The sequence below is a fragment of the Halothece sp. PCC 7418 genome, from assembly GCF_000317635.1.
Lineage (GTDB): Bacteria > Cyanobacteriota > Cyanobacteriia > Cyanobacteriales > Rubidibacteraceae > Halothece.
The window spans coordinates 2,509,510-2,524,991 of record NC_019779.1; the positions used below are offsets into that span (position 1 = coordinate 2,509,510).

Here is a 15,482-nt window from a genome sequence, read left to right on the forward strand (position 1 = left end):
AACAAAAATGAGATTAGAGTCTAACATTCCCACAGGGTCTTTAGCGGATAAATGGGAGAATCACAAGTTTAACCTGAAGTTAGTAAACCCGTCTAACAAACGGAAATATCACATTATTGTTGTCGGAACAGGGTTAGCGGGATCGTCTGCTGCTGCATCTTTAGCTGAAATGGGCTATCAAGTCAGTTGCTTTTGCTATCAAGATAGTCCCCGTCGCGCCCACTCCATTGCAGCCCAAGGGGGGATTAATGCAGCGAAGAATTATCAAAATGATGGGGATTCAGTTTATCGGTTGTTTTACGACACGATTAAAGGTGGTGATTATCGTTCTCGGGAAGCCAATGTCTATCGCTTAGCACAAGTTAGTGTGAATATTATTGATCAAATGGTCGCCCAAGGTGTTCCTTTTGCCAGGGAATATGGCGGGTTATTAGCCAATCGTTCTTTTGGGGGGGCGCAAGTCAGTCGCACCTTTTACGCACGGGGACAAACGGGACAACAGCTTTTACTCGCAGCATATCAGCAGTTGAGTCGTCAGATTGCTGCGGGACAAGTGAAAATGTATAACCGCCATGAAATGCTGGAGTTGGTGGTGGTGGATGGAGAAGCAAAAGGGATTATTACCCGCAACTTAGTCACGGGCGAAATCGAACGTTGGGCGAGTGATTGTGTCGTGCTGTGTACGGGAGGTTATGGGAATGTTTATTTCCTCTCTACGAATGCACAAGGCTGTAATGTAACGGCTGCGTATCGGGCTTATCGTCAAGGGGCGGGGTTTGCGAATCCTTGTTATACTCAGATTCATCCCACCTGTATTCCCGCACAAGGGGATCATCAGTCGAAACTGACCCTCATGTCAGAGTCGCTACGAAATGATGGACGGATTTGGGTTCCGAACGATCGCGCGATCGCGCTGCAAATCCGCAAAGGTGAACTTTCCCCCAATGATGTCCCAGAAGCAGCCAGAGATTACTATTTAGAACGGAAATATCCCAGTTTCGGGAATCTTGCGCCCCGTGACATTGCTTCCCGTGCTGCGAAAGAAGTATGCGATGAAGGGCGAGGGGTTGCACCCACAGGCTTTGGCGTGTTTTTAGACTTTCGGGATGCGATTAATCGTGTTGGCGAAAAAACCATCTCGGAAAGATACGGAAACCTGTTTGACATCTACAACCGCATCACTGGCGATACCCCCTATCAAACGCCGATGATGATTTATCCTGCGGTTCACTACACCATGGGCGGTCTGTGGGTGGACTATAACTTACAAAGTAATCTCCCTGGACTTTTTGTCGCAGGAGAAGCCAACTTTTCCGATCATGGTGCAAACCGTCTCGGCGCATCCGCGTTGATGCAAGGGTTAGCGGATGGTTACTTTGTTTTACCTTACACCATTGGTCATTATCTCGCGGGAACGGTGGGGCTATCTGATGCGGGGAAAGTCAAAACCGATTCTCCAGAGTTTGAGATTGCAGAAAAAGCAGCCCAAGACAAAATAAAACGCCTACTTGCCAATAAAACCACAGGAAAAGCCAGCGCTCGTTACTATCATAAACAAATCGGTGAAATTATGTGGAATCAGTGCGGAATGAGTCGCTCTCAAGACGGTTTAAAACAAGCCCTCAGCGATATCGCTGCGCTGCGTGAGGAGTTTTGGGAAAATGTAAAAGTAGTGGGAAACGAAAACAGTTTCAATCAAGAATTGGAAAGAGCAGGGCGTGTGGCTGATTTCATTGAGTTTGGGGAATTAATGTGTCGAGATGCGCTGATGCGAGAAGAATCTTGTGGGAGTCATTTTCGCGTTGAACATCAATTTACAGAAGAAGATGAGGAAGTGAAAAGCGGTTTCTTGTCTGCTGGAGAAGCGAAACGAAATGATGAGGATTATGCGTTTGTTGGCGTTTGGGAGTATCAAGGAGAAAAAAAAGAACCCACGTTGCAAAAAGAGCCTTTGGTTTATGAGGAGGTTAAATTTTCAACGCGATCTTATAAGTAAAAAGAACTTCAACATAGTTTTACTCTTGTAATAATTCAAAGAATCTTTCTTTGTCGATGCCAGTATCTTGAATCATTCCTAAAAGCGTTCCTTTTTTGAGGTCTTTTCCAGAATGAATGGGAACAACTACTCTGCGTCCTTGAGCATTCTTGTAGATAGCATGACTCCCCTTTTGACGATCTAGATAAAACTCTAGTTTCTTCAAAATTTTGATAAACTCTTTAGCGGTAACACTGGGTTCATTGCTCATAAAGAAACAGTTAAAGGCTTAACAATCAAATCTTCTTGAGGAATTGGTTGATTATCCGCCATTAAACTTTCCAAATATAATTCAATTGCTTCTGTTATATTCTCAATTGTTTCTTCATAGGTATCTCCTTGAGAATGACACCCTTTTAGCATTGGACAAAAAGCGTGATACCCTCCGTCCTCTTCTTTTTCTAAAATAACGGTATAATTATAAACCTGCTTGCTTTTATTTTCCATATCCTTTAAACACTTGTTTTGTCCTGTTATCTATATTAGCGATTAGCGCAATGTCGTGAAGGGATTAGAGATCGCGATCGCGCTACTCTAGTAAGGATAAAAAGGTAAGCCCAGAAAGTGTAGCAGTGTTTTTTGTATTTCATATAACTTTGCGCTTATTACTGTAACTTTACTTTTCCTTTTCTCGTCTGCTGACCATTAGCGAGCTTAAATCGTGGCGCGATTGATCTGAACAATCGCCTAGCTTTGCGCGATCGCGCTGCACCAGTCCTGGAAAAAACAGAAAAATATCCTATCTTGGAAGTAAGAAGAGAAGAAACACCAAAAGATTTCATGCAGCTAGAAGATTACTTTGAAGCGGGGGCTGCGGATTATGTGACTAAACCATTCCAAACGCCAGAATTGTTAGCTCGCATTAAAACTCATCTGAAATTGATTCAACTGCAAGAGGAACTTAGAGAAACTGTGAAACAGTTAGAAGCAGCGAATCAACAATTAACTGAATTATCCCAGAAAGATGGACTGACAAAAATTGCAAATCGTCGCTATTTCGATCATTATCTCCAACAAAAATGGGAACAGTTAAGACGAGAAGAAAAACCTCTGTCGGTGATTTTAATTGATATTGATTATTTCAAACAGTACAACGATTATTATGGACATCTCCAAGGGGATGAGTGCTTAAAAACCGTTGCTCAGACTTTATCACAAGCGATTAAACGCTCAACTGATTTGGTAGCTCGTTAAGGCGGAGAAGAATTTGTACTGGTGCTTCCTGATAGCGATGAATCAGGGGCAGTGACCATCACGCAGGAAATTCAAAGCGCGATCGCGCAACAAAATATTTCTCATGGTTCACATCTTGCCAGCGATCAGGTGACGGTGAGCTTAGGGATAGCAACTGTGATTCCCACCGTCGAAACCTCTTGGAAAGCGTTAGTAACACTTGCCGATGGGGCGCTGTATCAGGCAAAAACACAGGGGCGCGATCGATATTTTCTCGAATCTGAAATTGGGAAACGCCAAGAAAAACAACTTTGATCAAAATTATTTTTTTCCTAGTTAGCAAGAAAAAAATCAACATCCCCTGTCGCCTTGGGCTTAATTATCAGTGCAGCTTATATAAAACTTTTTTTTAATAAGACTTTTCTTTCAATCAACCCTCTTAATCTTTCTTAAACAAAAAAATAAAGAGAGAATTCTTGACGAAATTGCGAGGTTTCAGGTATGCTAAGGAAAATAATAATCCAAAGGGAGCTTTTGTCTCAATTTCAAAAAATAAGCAAAAAATCTGATTCTTTCGTCGCTAGACCCAATTAAGCTGTCAAGTTTTTTGGAACGAGTTGCATTGATTTTTGTAACTAGGTTTGAATCTTTGTTAAGCAGGGTTGACAGATATCTGATGATATGCAGGGAAGAAATGAGGCGAAGGCTTTTCCCAGAACAACATCATAGCATTTCTCATTAGTTAAAATATAGACCAATGGGGTGAAACCCAATCCAAAAGCTATTCTGAAGACGGGGAGAGCATAAACAATAAGAAATGATTAACTTCTGATTGGGTGGGCAGGGCAAACCCTACGATTGCTCATTTATCTTCAGCGCTTAACTCAGGGAATTAGAGGGCGCGATCGTCATTATGCGTTTTTTGGCGTTTGGGAATATCAAGGCGAAGCAAAAGAACCAACTTTACAAAAAGAGTCTTTGGTTTATGAGGAGGTTAAATTTTCAACGCGATCGTATAAGTAAAAATATTGGAATTTCAATGGTTGATATAAAATAGTCTCTTATAGTTAGAAATATTAATTCAATTGACAGAAGATGATGTGTGTATTGGCTCTAGATGAGTTCGACAAATATTCTGATTGAAATCGGATCAGGAATAGTTGCAGGTTTATTTGTTAACCTATCAAGTCTGATTATTGCATTGATTTGGGTTGTCACTTTTTTCGGAATAACGTCCGTATTATCTCGCCAAGAGAACAAAACTGAAATGACTGATACTGAAGGCTGTTTCCAAGCATTAAAATCTATCTTTGTTTTAGTATTAGGTTATTTTAGTGCTCTCATTGGTGGTTACTTACTCTCATTTTGGCTTGCCATTAAAATTGGCAATTCTAAATTTTACTTTGGCAGTTATTATGATTTCTCTGTACTCATTTTTAGTTTAATTCCTGCTTGGATTTCTTTTATTCAATTTCAGAATGATCGAAAGCATAAATTAGGGAGTGAGAGCAAATGACTCTGATATCCTCGTAACATTAAAGCGCGATCGCGCTGCAAATTGGAAAAGGTGAATGATTCCCCGATGATATTCTTCAAGCCCCAAGGGATTACTCTAAAAGTTTCCAAAAAATAAGGGATGTCTGTTCTGGACATTCCCATCATTTGATTATGAATAGTGACTTTCCCAAGTTCAAGAATTTGATCGGTTAATTTAGAGGGAAGTGAACTAAATACATTCAGTCTTGAGTCACTATGAAATGAATCGATCAATCGTTATTAGATACCGATTATCAGGTGAGACTACCCCTCAGGAGATTCTCCATTGGATTCTTCTTCAGGCATCTCAGAATCTTCAGACTCTTCTGTTTGTGTTTCCTCTTGTTCGGGAGGAGGGACTTCTTCTGTTGTTGGGGGATTACAAGCTGTCAAAGCAAATAGTGAGCCAATTAGAAATAAAGCAATTAATTGAGATTTCATAAGCTGCTCCTTCAATATTTAATTGTGCAGTCTTTTCTTTCTGATCAATCTAAAGACATCAGACAAATCGAAGCTATTACTGATTAGAATACATTCATTTTAACTTACTCTTAATCCATTTTTCTGGTGTGACTTTTGAGGATATTCTATGTGCTAAAAGTATGATTGAATAGCATACAAAATCTTTCTTGAGAACAATCGATTATCACAAAAAAATACTCCGCCGTGAGAGGACGGAGCTTGCGGACGACCGTTGGTCACAGATTACACCTTCCTAAACGGAAGGGGCCTGCTGTAACCGTTGGTCAAGTTGTCGTAGGGTGGGCAAGGCAAACCCCACAAGGTAGCGCGATCGCGCTACTCTAGAATTTGATAGTCTAATCTAGTCAACGATGCACTTCACATTAAACATTTGGCGACAACCCAACCCCAACACCAATGGAGAAATGGTAAGCTATCAACTCGATCAGGTGTCTCCCGATAGCTCTTTTTTAGAGATGTTAGACCTCCTCAATGAGAAACTTTTAGAGCAAGGAGAAGACCCTGTCGCCTTTGATCATGACTGTCGCGAAGGAATTTGTGGCAGTTGTGCGATGACAATTAATGGTATTCCTCCACAAAAGGAAACCACGGCTTGTCAGCTTTATATGCGCCATTTTAATGATGGGGATACGATTACGATTGAACCTTGGCGGGCAAAACCCTTTCCTGTGATTAAAGATCTGGTTGTCGATCGCGCTGCATTTGATGAGTTGATTCAAGCAGGAGGCTTTATTACCGCCCGTACAGGAAGTGCGCCCGAAGCCAATGAAACACCAATTCCGAAAGCGGTTGCTGATGAGGCGATGGATGCAGCAGCTTGTATTGCTTGTGGAGCCTGTGTGGCCACTTGTAAAAATGCCTCTGCAATGTTGTTTGTGGGAGCGAAAAATGCACACTTAAATCGCCTTCCTCAAGGACAACCCGAGAAAGAGCAACGGGTGCTGAATATGATAGAAACAATGGATCGCTTAGGATTTGGCAACTGTAGTAATTTTGGAGAATGCCAAGCGGTTTGTCCCAAAGGCATTACACTAGATGTGATTGCTAAGTTAAATCGAGATTACGCGATCGCGCAAGTCCGTCGTTTCCTGTCTCCGAAAACCCAACGTTGAGTTGACAAGATGACGAAAATATGCAAACTTATGAGCATATTTTCCCAGAATGAAGGGTGTGGGGTATGGTGACAAGTGATAGAGATCGGAAAACTTCCCTTGGTGGGATTAACCTCCAGTTAACAAAACAACGTCTCAAACTAAAGTTACTGTTCTTGGGTCTTGCTAGCATTAGTGTTCTGACAATCTTGTCGATTTTGAGTCAACCGCCAGTCAAGGCTCAAAGCATGGCTCGGAATAATGTACAAACGGGACAATGGTTGAACGCTTCGTTTCCTGTAGAAAATTTCCAAACTTATACCTCTCCCTTTGGCTATCGTCAGTCCCCCACCACGGGAAGAACCCAGTTTCATCGCGGACTCGATTTAGCAGCCCCCTTGGGGAGTTATATTCGGAACTGGTGGGGGGGAACAGTCAGCCAACTCTCAGATCATACAGCCTGCGGAACAATGATTGTGATTCAATCTGGAGAGTGGGAACATATCTATTGCCATCTCAAAGGACGGGTGGAGAAAACCAGTACTGGGCTAGTTTTAGTGGATCGAGAAGGAGGAATCCGCTTAAAACAAGGTCAGCCAGTCCCCACAGGGACTCGCATTGGGCGTGTTGGCATGACAGGACGGACAACTGGACCTCATTTACACTGGGGGTTAAAGTATGCTGGAGAGTATATTGATCCAGGATTAGTGTTGCGACAAATGTATCAAGAACAAACCGCTCGGCAATAATCGAGGCTCGATCGCGCTTCTTGGTAAAATTAGGATCAATTCTAACTTCTCTGTCTGAAACCAGCCATGCTTCGCTCTTTACGCCACCGATCGCTGCACGTTTTGTTCTCCACAGCGAGCTTGTTGTTGTGTTCCCTTCCCGCCCAAGCAGCCGAGAATGTTTATGTTTCTCTCGGACTACTGGAGGTTTCTGTTTCTGTAGAGTCCCTAGAAAAATATGCCGAAGACGGAACGATTACGCAAGAGTTAGCAGCTTATACCCGCTACTTGAATGCAGAACAAAAACAGAAGCTACAGGAAGTTTTAACGGTTCCTGCAGAATTAGATACCATCGCGATCGCGCAATTTTTATATTCTCCTCAAGGGGAAGCGGTTCTCAGACAATTTGGAGATATTATTGACACCAAAGCCAGACAAGGCGGATTCTATGCCATACGCTCGGCTCTCATCTTAGCAGCAGCCGATCCAGAAGGGTTAACCTTACTCAACTTCCTCCAACATTTTCCCACGGACGGCTTGCGTATTAATTCTGGGCGAGGCTTAGAACTGGTCAATCAACTCGGCGAGTTTATCAAACAAACCGACCAAACCGTTGCTCTGATTGAACAGCAGGCTTTAGAAACATCTCTCGAAGCTGAGAGCACCAAAGCCACCGACTTTTCTCGTAATCTTCAATCTCAGGGAACGTTTCCTTACCGCCGTCAAAGTATTGATTTAGTTGATCGCCAGCGCGACCCCTTACAAGAAGTCGTCACAGGCTTGACCACTCGGGAGATTCCCACCTATCTTTATCTTCCGCAAACAGCGACTTTTGAACGTCCCCCTTTAATTATTATTTCTCACGGACTGGGTTCAGATCGCAGTACCTATTCTTATCTGGCAGAACATCTCGCCTCTTACGGTTTTGCTGTTGCGACTATTGAACATCCTGGGAGTAATGCCCGTCAACTACAATCTCTGTTAATGGGACTGAAAAATGAAGTGAGCCCCCCTTCCGAATTAATTAATCGTCCCAAAGATATTAAATTTTTACTGGACTACTTAGAACGAAATTACACCACAAAAATCAATGTCAATCAAGTGGGAATTTTGGGACAATCTTATGGCGCATATACCAGCCTCGCTGTCGGAGGTGCAACCATTAACTATGAGCAAGTGGCTCAACAGTGCCAAACCCAAGAAACAGCCACAGTCTTGAACTTTTCCGTCTTACTACAATGTCAATTACTCCGTTTACCCCGAAAAGACTATAACTTTAATGACTCTAGAATCAAGGCAGTTTTTGCCATTAATCCTTTGACCAGCATCATTTTTGGTCAAGACGGGCTAGAAAAAATTAATGTTCCCACTTTACTGGTGACAGGGAGTGCAGATACAGTCACCCCTGCTTTACCAGAACAAATTCGTCCGTTTGCTTGGTTAGAAACGCCAGAAAAATATTTGGTCTTATTGAAACGAGGAACTCATTTTTCTACCCTTGCTGAAGGAACAGAAGAGGGGATTCCAGTTCCGAAAGAAGCCATTGGCCCCGATCCCGCGATCGCGCAAAATTATATTCGCGCCCTCAGCACTGCTTTTTTCAAAACCCATCTGGCAAATGAAACCAACTATAAACCCTATCTCAGTACAGAATACACCGACGAAATCAGCCGTTATCCCATGCCTCTGTTTTTACTCGATTCTCTCCCAGATCAGGTAATCGATAATTCTGATTAATTTTTCGGCAGTCATTCATCATTCGTCATTCATTCTCCCCCTCATCTGTCGCAAACTTTAAAACAGATCAAATCAAATTAATCTTAAGTCCCCGTTGCTTCATCATCGCTTCAAACTGAGGGGTGGTCACAGCCTGTTCAATTGACCAAACACCTGGTTGGATCATCTCTTGGTTGAGTAGTAATTGGGCAACACTTCCTGCTCCCATCCCAGCAGCGATCGCGGTATGATGATGAGAAAAATTGAGTCGGTAACGTTGTTTTTGTCCCCCTTGCCATCCCGTTACATCTACAGCAACAGCAATACCGACACCACTCACCCGATCCGTCACTCTTGCCATGCCAAGGCTAAGCCAAGATAATCCTTCCCTCACAAGGGGATTTTTCAAAACAGAATGGGGGACGCGATGGGCAACCAGACTGGTTAAATCATTGTAAAAACTAGGAAGAGAAGCAAACTTAGTGACAACCGTATTCACTGGAAAAGATTGAGTGAGGGTATAAGTTTCAGCAACATCAAACCAATAAACCTCTGCTTCCCCGTATTGTTCAAATTGGACTGTCTCTGGTTCACTATAGGGAATAATCTCTTGCCATTTGCCATTAATCCAAGCGGAAAAGGGAGATTGTAGCCCTAAAAAAGTGGTTTGCATTACCGTTAATCCCGCCCCTCCTGATCCCGCGACTAAGTAATTCAAATGAATAGATTCCACTTGATCCAGTGCTTCTACTCCTTTTTTCGCCATCAAGTTAGAAATTCCAGGAAAGACCCCTGTATGCAAAATCGCAGTCACTCCTGCTTGTTGGGCTGCTTGATGATACTCTGTCGCCTGAAAATAAAATGAACGATGATCGCTGACATCAATATAATTGATTCCTGCTTCGATACAGGTCTTTAAAACCCGACCATCTCGATGGTGAAAGGGACCAGCACAATGCACCACTAAATCAAAATTAGAAATCAGGGGTTTAAGTTGATCAAAATTGTTCAAATCAAACGGTAAAAAAGGAAAATCTTGGTTATAAGAAGATTGGAGTCCAGCTACAGTGACATTTGCTTGCGTCTGCGCCTGAATATCCTCTGCAACACGATGACCAATAGATCCAGTTCCACCAATGATCAATACCTTTTTTGTCACGACTTCCCCCACGACAACGATTTAAAATAAAGATTTGCTAAGGTTAAAAAGAAGAAATTTGTAATATTACTCAACAATTATCGGCTTACTTCCCGAGTCATCAAAGCAGCATCTGGATTAAACGCACCAATTACCGAGATTATCATGCCGACTACTTATTTTCCTGGTCAATCACAATTATCCTTGCAAGGGCAAGATACGCCAACCCTGAAAGCAATCTGGGAAACGATTAATGCAGATAGTTGCCCTCATTACTATAACTTCCATTTGCACACAATTTGTTCTGATGGACAGTTAGACCCCAAAGCCCTAATTCAACAGGCTTTAGAGATCAACTTGCAAGGACTCGCGATTACTGATCATCATACCGTTAAGGGTTATCGGATGGCTCGTCAGTATCTTGAAAGCTATGGCAATTTTTCTTCTTTCCCTCAACTTTGGACAGGCGTAGAAATCACCTCCATCCTCATGGAAACTGAAGTTCATATTTTAGGGTATGGCTTTAATCCGGAACATCCGACCATACTTCCCTATTTAAGGGGACAGAGTCCGAAGGGAGTGGCTGCGAGTGCTAAAAATGTTATCAACGCCATTCATGAAGCAGACGGATTAGTCGTTTTAGCGCATCCTGAACGTTATCGCCGTCCCGCAAAAGAGTTAATCCCAGCAGGAGTCGCCCTCGGGATTGATGGTGTGGAAACCTATTATGCTTATAAAAATACCATCCCCTGGCGACCCAGTGCAGAGGAAACGATGGAAGTGAAAGCATTAAGCCAACAGTATGATCTGTTTAATACTTGTGGGACAGACACTCATGGGTTGGATTTATTGCAACGAGTTTAAAGGCGCGATCGCGCAGTTTTTCTGAAAAGAAAAGGGAGGATTGTTTTCCTCCCTAATCTTGTATTTAGCCTTCTTGAACTCTCCACGGATTAAAATCGCGTGGATTCCAATCGAAACCACTCAATGGATTAAAATCACAAATCGAGTGTTAGAAAGGAGTCTCCCGAAGCCGGAGCGAAGGTGAGGATGGCACGTTCAAAGATGCCCTACAGACCTTGGCTAAACGAAAGTCTAGCTGTATCTCTACTTTTTTTAATAAGCCTGACGGGTTTTTCACCATCTTTGGGCTTCGTCTATTATCGCAGACACAGAGGACTAAAGTCCTCCAAGGCTCATTCATGAGGGGCTGTCGTCGGAACTTGGTTTCGACGCTTGTAAGCCCCGTCCATCGGTTTCAAACCGATGACTTTCTGACTGGCTCTGTGTAATTACTACTTCTAACTTTACCGCGAAAGACCACGTACTGATAGATGTTATATGCCAACATAATCGGAATTAAAAAACCAATAAATGTCAGCATAAACACCAAAGCACTGGGGTCAGCAGCAGCTTGATAGACGGTAATGGAACGGGGAATAATGTAGGGAAAGACAATAATCCCTAAACCTAAAAAAGACAGCAAGAAGACTAAAATTGTCCAAACAAAGGGCGCACGTTCTTGTTGTTGATTAAGGCTGCGTAACAGTTGCCAGATGAAAAATGCTCCTAAAACAGGAATGGTGGCAAAAATGTAAAGAAAGGGGGGATCAAAGAGGCGCGATCGCGCTTCTTCTAAGAAAATGGGCGTGGTAATGGTGATTAAGACTGCACCGATTAAGGTGGTAACTGCAGCAATTTTAGCTGTGCGATAGTGGGTTTGTTGCAACGCCCCTTCCGTTTTCATCACCAAATAAGTCGATCCACTTAAGACATACCCTTGAATCAAAGTTAGGGTAACGAGAATCGAGGGTAAACTTAACCAATCCCAAATTCCGCCAATAAAGTGTCCGCTTTCATCGACATTAATTCCGATTAAGACACCGCCTAAAGCAAAGCCTTGTCCGACGGTGGCGAGTAAACTCCCTAAACCAAACGCAGCATTCCAGAAAAATTTATTCTCAGAATGTTCGCGAAATTCAAACGCAACCGCACGGAAAATAAAGCCAAAGACCATCAGCCAAATCGGGATGTATAACGCGCTTAAAATCGTGCTGTACGCTAAGGGATACGCCCCAAATAACGCGCCTCCCATCAAGACAAGCCAGGTTTCGTTTGCATCCCAAACGTTACTTAAACTGGTCATTAATAAGCCACGGCGTTCCTCGTTAGAAGAGGTAATGGAAAGAATCCCTACCCCTAAGTCAAAGCCATCGAGGGTGACATAAAGGAAGAGAAATAACGCCAAAATGACGAACCAAACTTGCGGTAAAAAATAAGCGAGAGTTTCCATAATTAATTTTCCACGGGACGGCGGTCTGGAGTATGTTCAACGGGTGTCGGTTCTAAGGTTTCTTTTGGAATCGGTAAGTCAAAGTTGGGCCCTTGGCGGATAATCCGACTCCCGAAATAGAGGGCGGAGATAAACAGAAGCGTATAGACTCCTGTAAAGGCTGCTAGAGAGGTGAGAATCTCTTGGGCGGGTAAATTGGAAGCAGCATCAACGGTGCGAATTTCTTCATACATCGTCCACGGTTGTCGTCCGACACAACGGACAATCCAACCCGATTCAATGGCGATATATCCTAAAGGGGCGGAAAATATCCAACCCAACATTAACCATTTTTGATTGGCAATTTGTGCGGGTGCGAGTTTTCCTCGTAACCATTGGATGACGGTAATTCCCATTAATCCCGCAAGGAAGAAACCAATCCCCACCATGATCCGAAATGAGTAGTAAATCAATCCCACCATTTTCGGACGATCTTCAGGTTTCCATTCTTTTAAGCCTTTGACGGGTTCCGATAAATTGGGTTTTAATTCGAGGATATAGCCTAAACCATTGGGAATTGAAATTTCCCAGTCATTCCGTTCTGCTTTTGAGTTCGGAATCGCCACTAAACTCCAATCTGCGGGTTGTCCGCCAGGGGCGGTTTCCCATTGCGCTTCCATGGCTGCCATTTTTGTGGGCTGTTTATGATAGACTTGTTCCCCACTGAGGTGTCCGATATAGATTTGTAAGGGCGCGACCGCGATCGCGACAGCAAGAATAATCTTAAAGGATCGGGTAAAGAACTGTTGATAACGTTGATTTCGGTTCAGGATATACCAAGCACTAATTCCCCCAATCACAAATAGAGAAGTCTCCAGTGTGGCAAAGAACATATGCAGTACACTATTGACCATGAAGGGATTAAAAATAGCTTGGAAATAATCGGTGACAACAAATTTTCCATCCACTAATTCGCCACCAGCAGGGGTTTGTAACCAAGAATTGGCGGTAATAATCCAAAAGGTCGATAAGTTCGCGCCAAAAGCGACCATAATTGTTCCCATGTAGTGAATGACAGGAGGAACACGACCCCAACCAAACAGCATAATTCCGAGAAACCCCGCTTCTAGCATGAACGCCATTGAGGCTTCAAACCCAAGAATACTCCCGAAAAAGTCACCTACTGCTTCGGAAAATGGGGCCCAGTTTGTGCCAAACTGAAATTCCATGGGAACGCCACTGGCGACTCCAATCCCGAAATTTAGAACATACAGCTTTGACCAAAACCGAGCATGATAGTAGTAGTCTGGGTTGCGGGTTTTGAGCCACATTCCCTCAACAACCACTAAATAAATTGACATTCCAGTTGTCAACACGGGCCATAACATATGAAAAATTGCAGTTATGGCAAATTGCATCCGTGAGAGCGAAACTGAGTCTGATAAAAAATCCATTCTTCCTCTCGTTAACAAATCTTAAGCACGGTCACATCATAACGATTGTTGACTTTCAATATTGCGAAATTAAAAGAAGTTTTAAGATTTAATATAAAGTTAACGTTTTATTTTAAATGCAAAAAATTGTTGATTCCACAATTAAGTATTATTTCATATCCAACATTTTTACGAAGAATTAAACTCATTTTTACCGTCTTTTCTTAAAATTTTAGGCATCTCAAAGCATTAGGGTGAAGGTAGATTATGAAAATTGCATTTTGGCGATCAGAGTATGAAACTGGGTTTGACACCGTTGATCAACAACATCAACACTTGTTTGACATTATCAACCGTCTCCATGAAGCCATGTCTAGTGGTCATGGACGGGAAGTTATTGAAGAAACATTAGAGGAAATGATCAATTACACCATAGAACATTTCTCCACGGAAGAAAAGCTCATGATTAAAGCCCATTATCCCTTGTACAAAGAACATAAACAAATTCATGATCAACTAACCCAAGAAGTACAAGAAATTGCGGAAAAAGTGGCTCAACGGGAACATTTAATCACCGTAGAAGTTTCACATTTTTTAACACAATGGTTGATTCACCATATTAAAGGGGAAGACTTAAAAATGATTCGGTTTCTCCGAGAAAAGAATGTTTTAGAACCAGAGATGAGTGCTGTTTAGAGGAGGTAATCATTCTCTAGGAGTAGCCATGTCTAGCAGATCTAATTCATTTGTAAGAACCTGCTTAATCGATCTTTCTTTGTTTCCCTGCTTAGTGAGCGGGGGTGCAGGGGGGATGAAAGCGGGGATTAAATGCAGGAATTTACAACTGATTTAGGATTGCTATAGGATCAGAATTGAAGAAAGGAAAATGATCACTCAAATATGAAAATTGCATTTTGGCGAGCCGAATATGAAACGGGATTTAGTACAGTTGATGAACAACATCAACATTTATTCGATATTATTAATCGCCTGCATGAAGCCATGTCTAAGGGTCATGGTAAAGATATCATTAAAGAAACCTTAGATGAAATGCTTGACTATACCGTAGAACATTTTGCCAATGAAGAAAAGTTGATGCTTCACTATGATTACCCTAACTATAAAGAACACAAAAAGATTCATGATAGCCTGACGCAACAAGTCAGGGAAATTTCAGAAAAGTTTGCGAATGGGGATCGCTTTGTTACGATTGAACTCTCTCATTTTTTAACGCAATGGTTGATTCATCATATTAAAGGTCAAGATCAAAAAATGATTCGGTTTTTCCGAGAAAAGAATGTTTTAGAACCAGAAATGAGTGCTGTTTAATCTAAAATTTCTGATTCGGTTTAGGAATACCAGTTACTAAGGGGGGGGAAGGGAGGGGGAGAACAAAGAACAAAGAAATCATTAGTCAATATGAAAATGGAATTGTGGCAATTGGAATGTGAAACGGGTTTCGATAGTATTGATGAACAACATCAATATTTATTTGATGTCGTTAATCGCTTACATGACGCGATGTCTCAGGGAGAGGAAAAAAATATTATTCAAGAAATCTTAAAGGAAATGATTGACTACACTGTTGATCATTTTGCTGACGAAGAAAAGTTAATGCTTCAGTATGACTACCCTAACTATAAAGAGCATAAAGAAGCTCATAACCACTTGACTCAGCAATTGCACGAAATTTCAGAAAAGTTATCTAATGGAGATTCGTTTGTTACGATGGAACTTTCTTACTTTTTAACCCAATGGTTGACTCATACCATTAAAGGTCAAGATCAAAAAATGATTTGTTTTCTCCAAGAAAAAAAGGTCTTAGATGAAACAACAACGTCGGTTTAATTGTTACCTTTATTGACAAGTGAAGAGCA

Annotated in this window: 17 protein-coding genes and 1 pseudogene; 12 read left to right on the plus strand and 6 right to left on the minus strand. The window is 42.0% G+C overall.

The features are described from left to right. Positions 1 to 7 precede the first annotated feature (7 nt). Entirely contained in the window at positions 8 to 1,996 is a 1,989-nt protein-coding gene (locus tag PCC7418_RS11310; RefSeq protein WP_015226321.1) for a fumarate reductase/succinate dehydrogenase flavoprotein subunit, read from the plus strand. 19 nt (positions 1,997 to 2,015) lie between these two features. Here PCC7418_RS11310 and PCC7418_RS11315 read toward each other — a convergent pair whose 3' ends face one another. Both PCC7418_RS11315 and PCC7418_RS11320 read right to left on the minus strand, forming a co-directional pair. Beyond that, positions 2,016 to 2,246 carry a type II toxin-antitoxin system HicA family toxin gene (locus PCC7418_RS11315; protein ID WP_015226322.1) on the minus strand — a complete coding sequence of 77 codons (231 nt, stop codon included), beginning with the start codon at positions 2,244 to 2,246 and terminating at the stop codon, positions 2,016 to 2,018. Continuing rightward, positions 2,243 to 2,482 carry a type II toxin-antitoxin system HicB family antitoxin gene (locus PCC7418_RS11320; RefSeq protein WP_015226323.1) on the minus strand — a complete coding sequence of 80 codons (240 nt, stop codon included), beginning with the start codon at positions 2,480 to 2,482 and terminating at the stop codon, positions 2,243 to 2,245. Before PCC7418_RS11320 ends, PCC7418_RS11315 begins: the two co-directional genes overlap by 4 nt. A 333-nt stretch (positions 2,483 to 2,815) precedes the next feature. On the opposite strand from PCC7418_RS11320, the pseudogene PCC7418_RS20950 reads away from it, so the two are divergent. The 3 genes and pseudogenes from PCC7418_RS20950 to PCC7418_RS11330 all read left to right on the plus strand — a co-directional run bounded on the left by PCC7418_RS20950 (position 2,816) and on the right by PCC7418_RS11330 (position 4,724). Next, positions 2,816 to 3,523, plus strand: a pseudogene (locus PCC7418_RS20950) (diguanylate cyclase domain-containing protein). Positions 3,524 to 4,066: 543 nt separating this feature from the next. Then, entirely contained in the window at positions 4,067 to 4,231 is a 165-nt protein-coding gene (locus PCC7418_RS20565) for a hypothetical protein (RefSeq protein WP_171814909.1), read from the plus strand. Between the two features lie 94 nt (positions 4,232 to 4,325). After that, positions 4,326 to 4,724, plus strand: coding sequence for a hypothetical protein (locus PCC7418_RS11330; RefSeq protein ID WP_015226324.1), 399 nt, complete (start codon positions 4,326 to 4,328; stop codon positions 4,722 to 4,724). A gap of 284 nt (positions 4,725 to 5,008) precedes the next feature. On the opposite strand, the gene PCC7418_RS20570 is transcribed toward PCC7418_RS11330, so the two are convergent. Beyond that, entirely contained in the window at positions 5,009 to 5,185 is a 177-nt protein-coding gene (locus PCC7418_RS20570) for a hypothetical protein (RefSeq protein WP_015226325.1), read from the minus strand. Between the two features lie 225 nt (positions 5,186 to 5,410). Between PCC7418_RS20570 and PCC7418_RS20575 the strand changes: the two genes are divergently transcribed. From PCC7418_RS20575 to PCC7418_RS11350, 4 genes are all read left to right on the plus strand, one after another. Continuing rightward, positions 5,411 to 5,551 (plus strand): hypothetical protein, encoded by a 141-nt coding sequence (locus PCC7418_RS20575; protein ID WP_171814910.1) that lies wholly within the window; start codon positions 5,411 to 5,413, stop codon positions 5,549 to 5,551. Positions 5,552 to 5,577: 26 nt separating this feature from the next. Beyond that, positions 5,578 to 6,339, plus strand: a complete 762-nt coding sequence (locus PCC7418_RS11340) for a succinate dehydrogenase/fumarate reductase iron-sulfur subunit (RefSeq protein WP_015226326.1) — start codon at positions 5,578 to 5,580, stop codon at positions 6,337 to 6,339. Positions 6,340 to 6,404: 65 nt separating this feature from the next. Continuing rightward, complete coding sequence (locus PCC7418_RS11345; RefSeq protein WP_015226327.1) at positions 6,405 to 7,067, plus strand: M23 family metallopeptidase; 663 nt, start codon at positions 6,405 to 6,407, stop codon at positions 7,065 to 7,067. 66 nt (positions 7,068 to 7,133) lie between these two features. After that, positions 7,134 to 8,783, plus strand: coding sequence for an alpha/beta hydrolase (locus tag PCC7418_RS11350; RefSeq protein ID WP_015226328.1), 1,650 nt, complete (start codon positions 7,134 to 7,136; stop codon positions 8,781 to 8,783). 67 nt (positions 8,784 to 8,850) lie between these two features. On the opposite strand, the gene PCC7418_RS11355 is transcribed toward PCC7418_RS11350, so the two are convergent. Continuing rightward, positions 8,851 to 9,921 (minus strand): saccharopine dehydrogenase family protein, encoded by a 1,071-nt coding sequence (locus PCC7418_RS11355; RefSeq protein WP_041596623.1) that lies wholly within the window; start codon positions 9,919 to 9,921, stop codon positions 8,851 to 8,853. A gap of 144 nt (positions 9,922 to 10,065) precedes the next feature. Here PCC7418_RS11355 and PCC7418_RS11360 point away from each other — a divergent pair, with 144 nt between their 5' ends. Next, positions 10,066 to 10,764 carry a PHP domain-containing protein gene (locus PCC7418_RS11360; RefSeq protein ID WP_015226330.1) on the plus strand — a complete coding sequence of 233 codons (699 nt, stop codon included), beginning with the start codon at positions 10,066 to 10,068 and terminating at the stop codon, positions 10,762 to 10,764. A gap of 394 nt (positions 10,765 to 11,158) precedes the next feature. On the opposite strand, the gene cydB is transcribed toward PCC7418_RS11360, so the two are convergent. Both cydB and PCC7418_RS11370 read right to left on the minus strand, forming a co-directional pair. Then, positions 11,159 to 12,193 carry a cytochrome d ubiquinol oxidase subunit II gene (gene cydB / locus PCC7418_RS11365; RefSeq protein WP_015226331.1) on the minus strand — a complete coding sequence of 345 codons (1,035 nt, stop codon included), beginning with the start codon at positions 12,191 to 12,193 and terminating at the stop codon, positions 11,159 to 11,161. A 2-nt stretch (positions 12,194 to 12,195) separates the two neighbouring features. After that, positions 12,196 to 13,626, minus strand: a complete 1,431-nt coding sequence (locus PCC7418_RS11370) for a cytochrome ubiquinol oxidase subunit I (protein ID WP_015226332.1) — start codon at positions 13,624 to 13,626, stop codon at positions 12,196 to 12,198. A gap of 246 nt (positions 13,627 to 13,872) precedes the next feature. Here PCC7418_RS11370 and PCC7418_RS11375 point away from each other — a divergent pair, with 246 nt between their 5' ends. From PCC7418_RS11375 to PCC7418_RS11385, 3 genes are all read left to right on the plus strand, one after another. Continuing rightward, positions 13,873 to 14,301, plus strand: a complete 429-nt coding sequence (locus PCC7418_RS11375; RefSeq protein WP_015226333.1) for a bacteriohemerythrin — start codon at positions 13,873 to 13,875, stop codon at positions 14,299 to 14,301. Between the two features lie 204 nt (positions 14,302 to 14,505). Next, positions 14,506 to 14,934 carry a bacteriohemerythrin gene (locus PCC7418_RS11380; protein ID WP_015226334.1) on the plus strand — a complete coding sequence of 143 codons (429 nt, stop codon included), beginning with the start codon at positions 14,506 to 14,508 and terminating at the stop codon, positions 14,932 to 14,934. Positions 14,935 to 15,024: 90 nt separating this feature from the next. After that, positions 15,025 to 15,453, plus strand: coding sequence for a bacteriohemerythrin (locus tag PCC7418_RS11385; protein ID WP_041596244.1), 429 nt, complete (start codon positions 15,025 to 15,027; stop codon positions 15,451 to 15,453). Positions 15,454 to 15,482 lie beyond the last annotated feature (29 nt).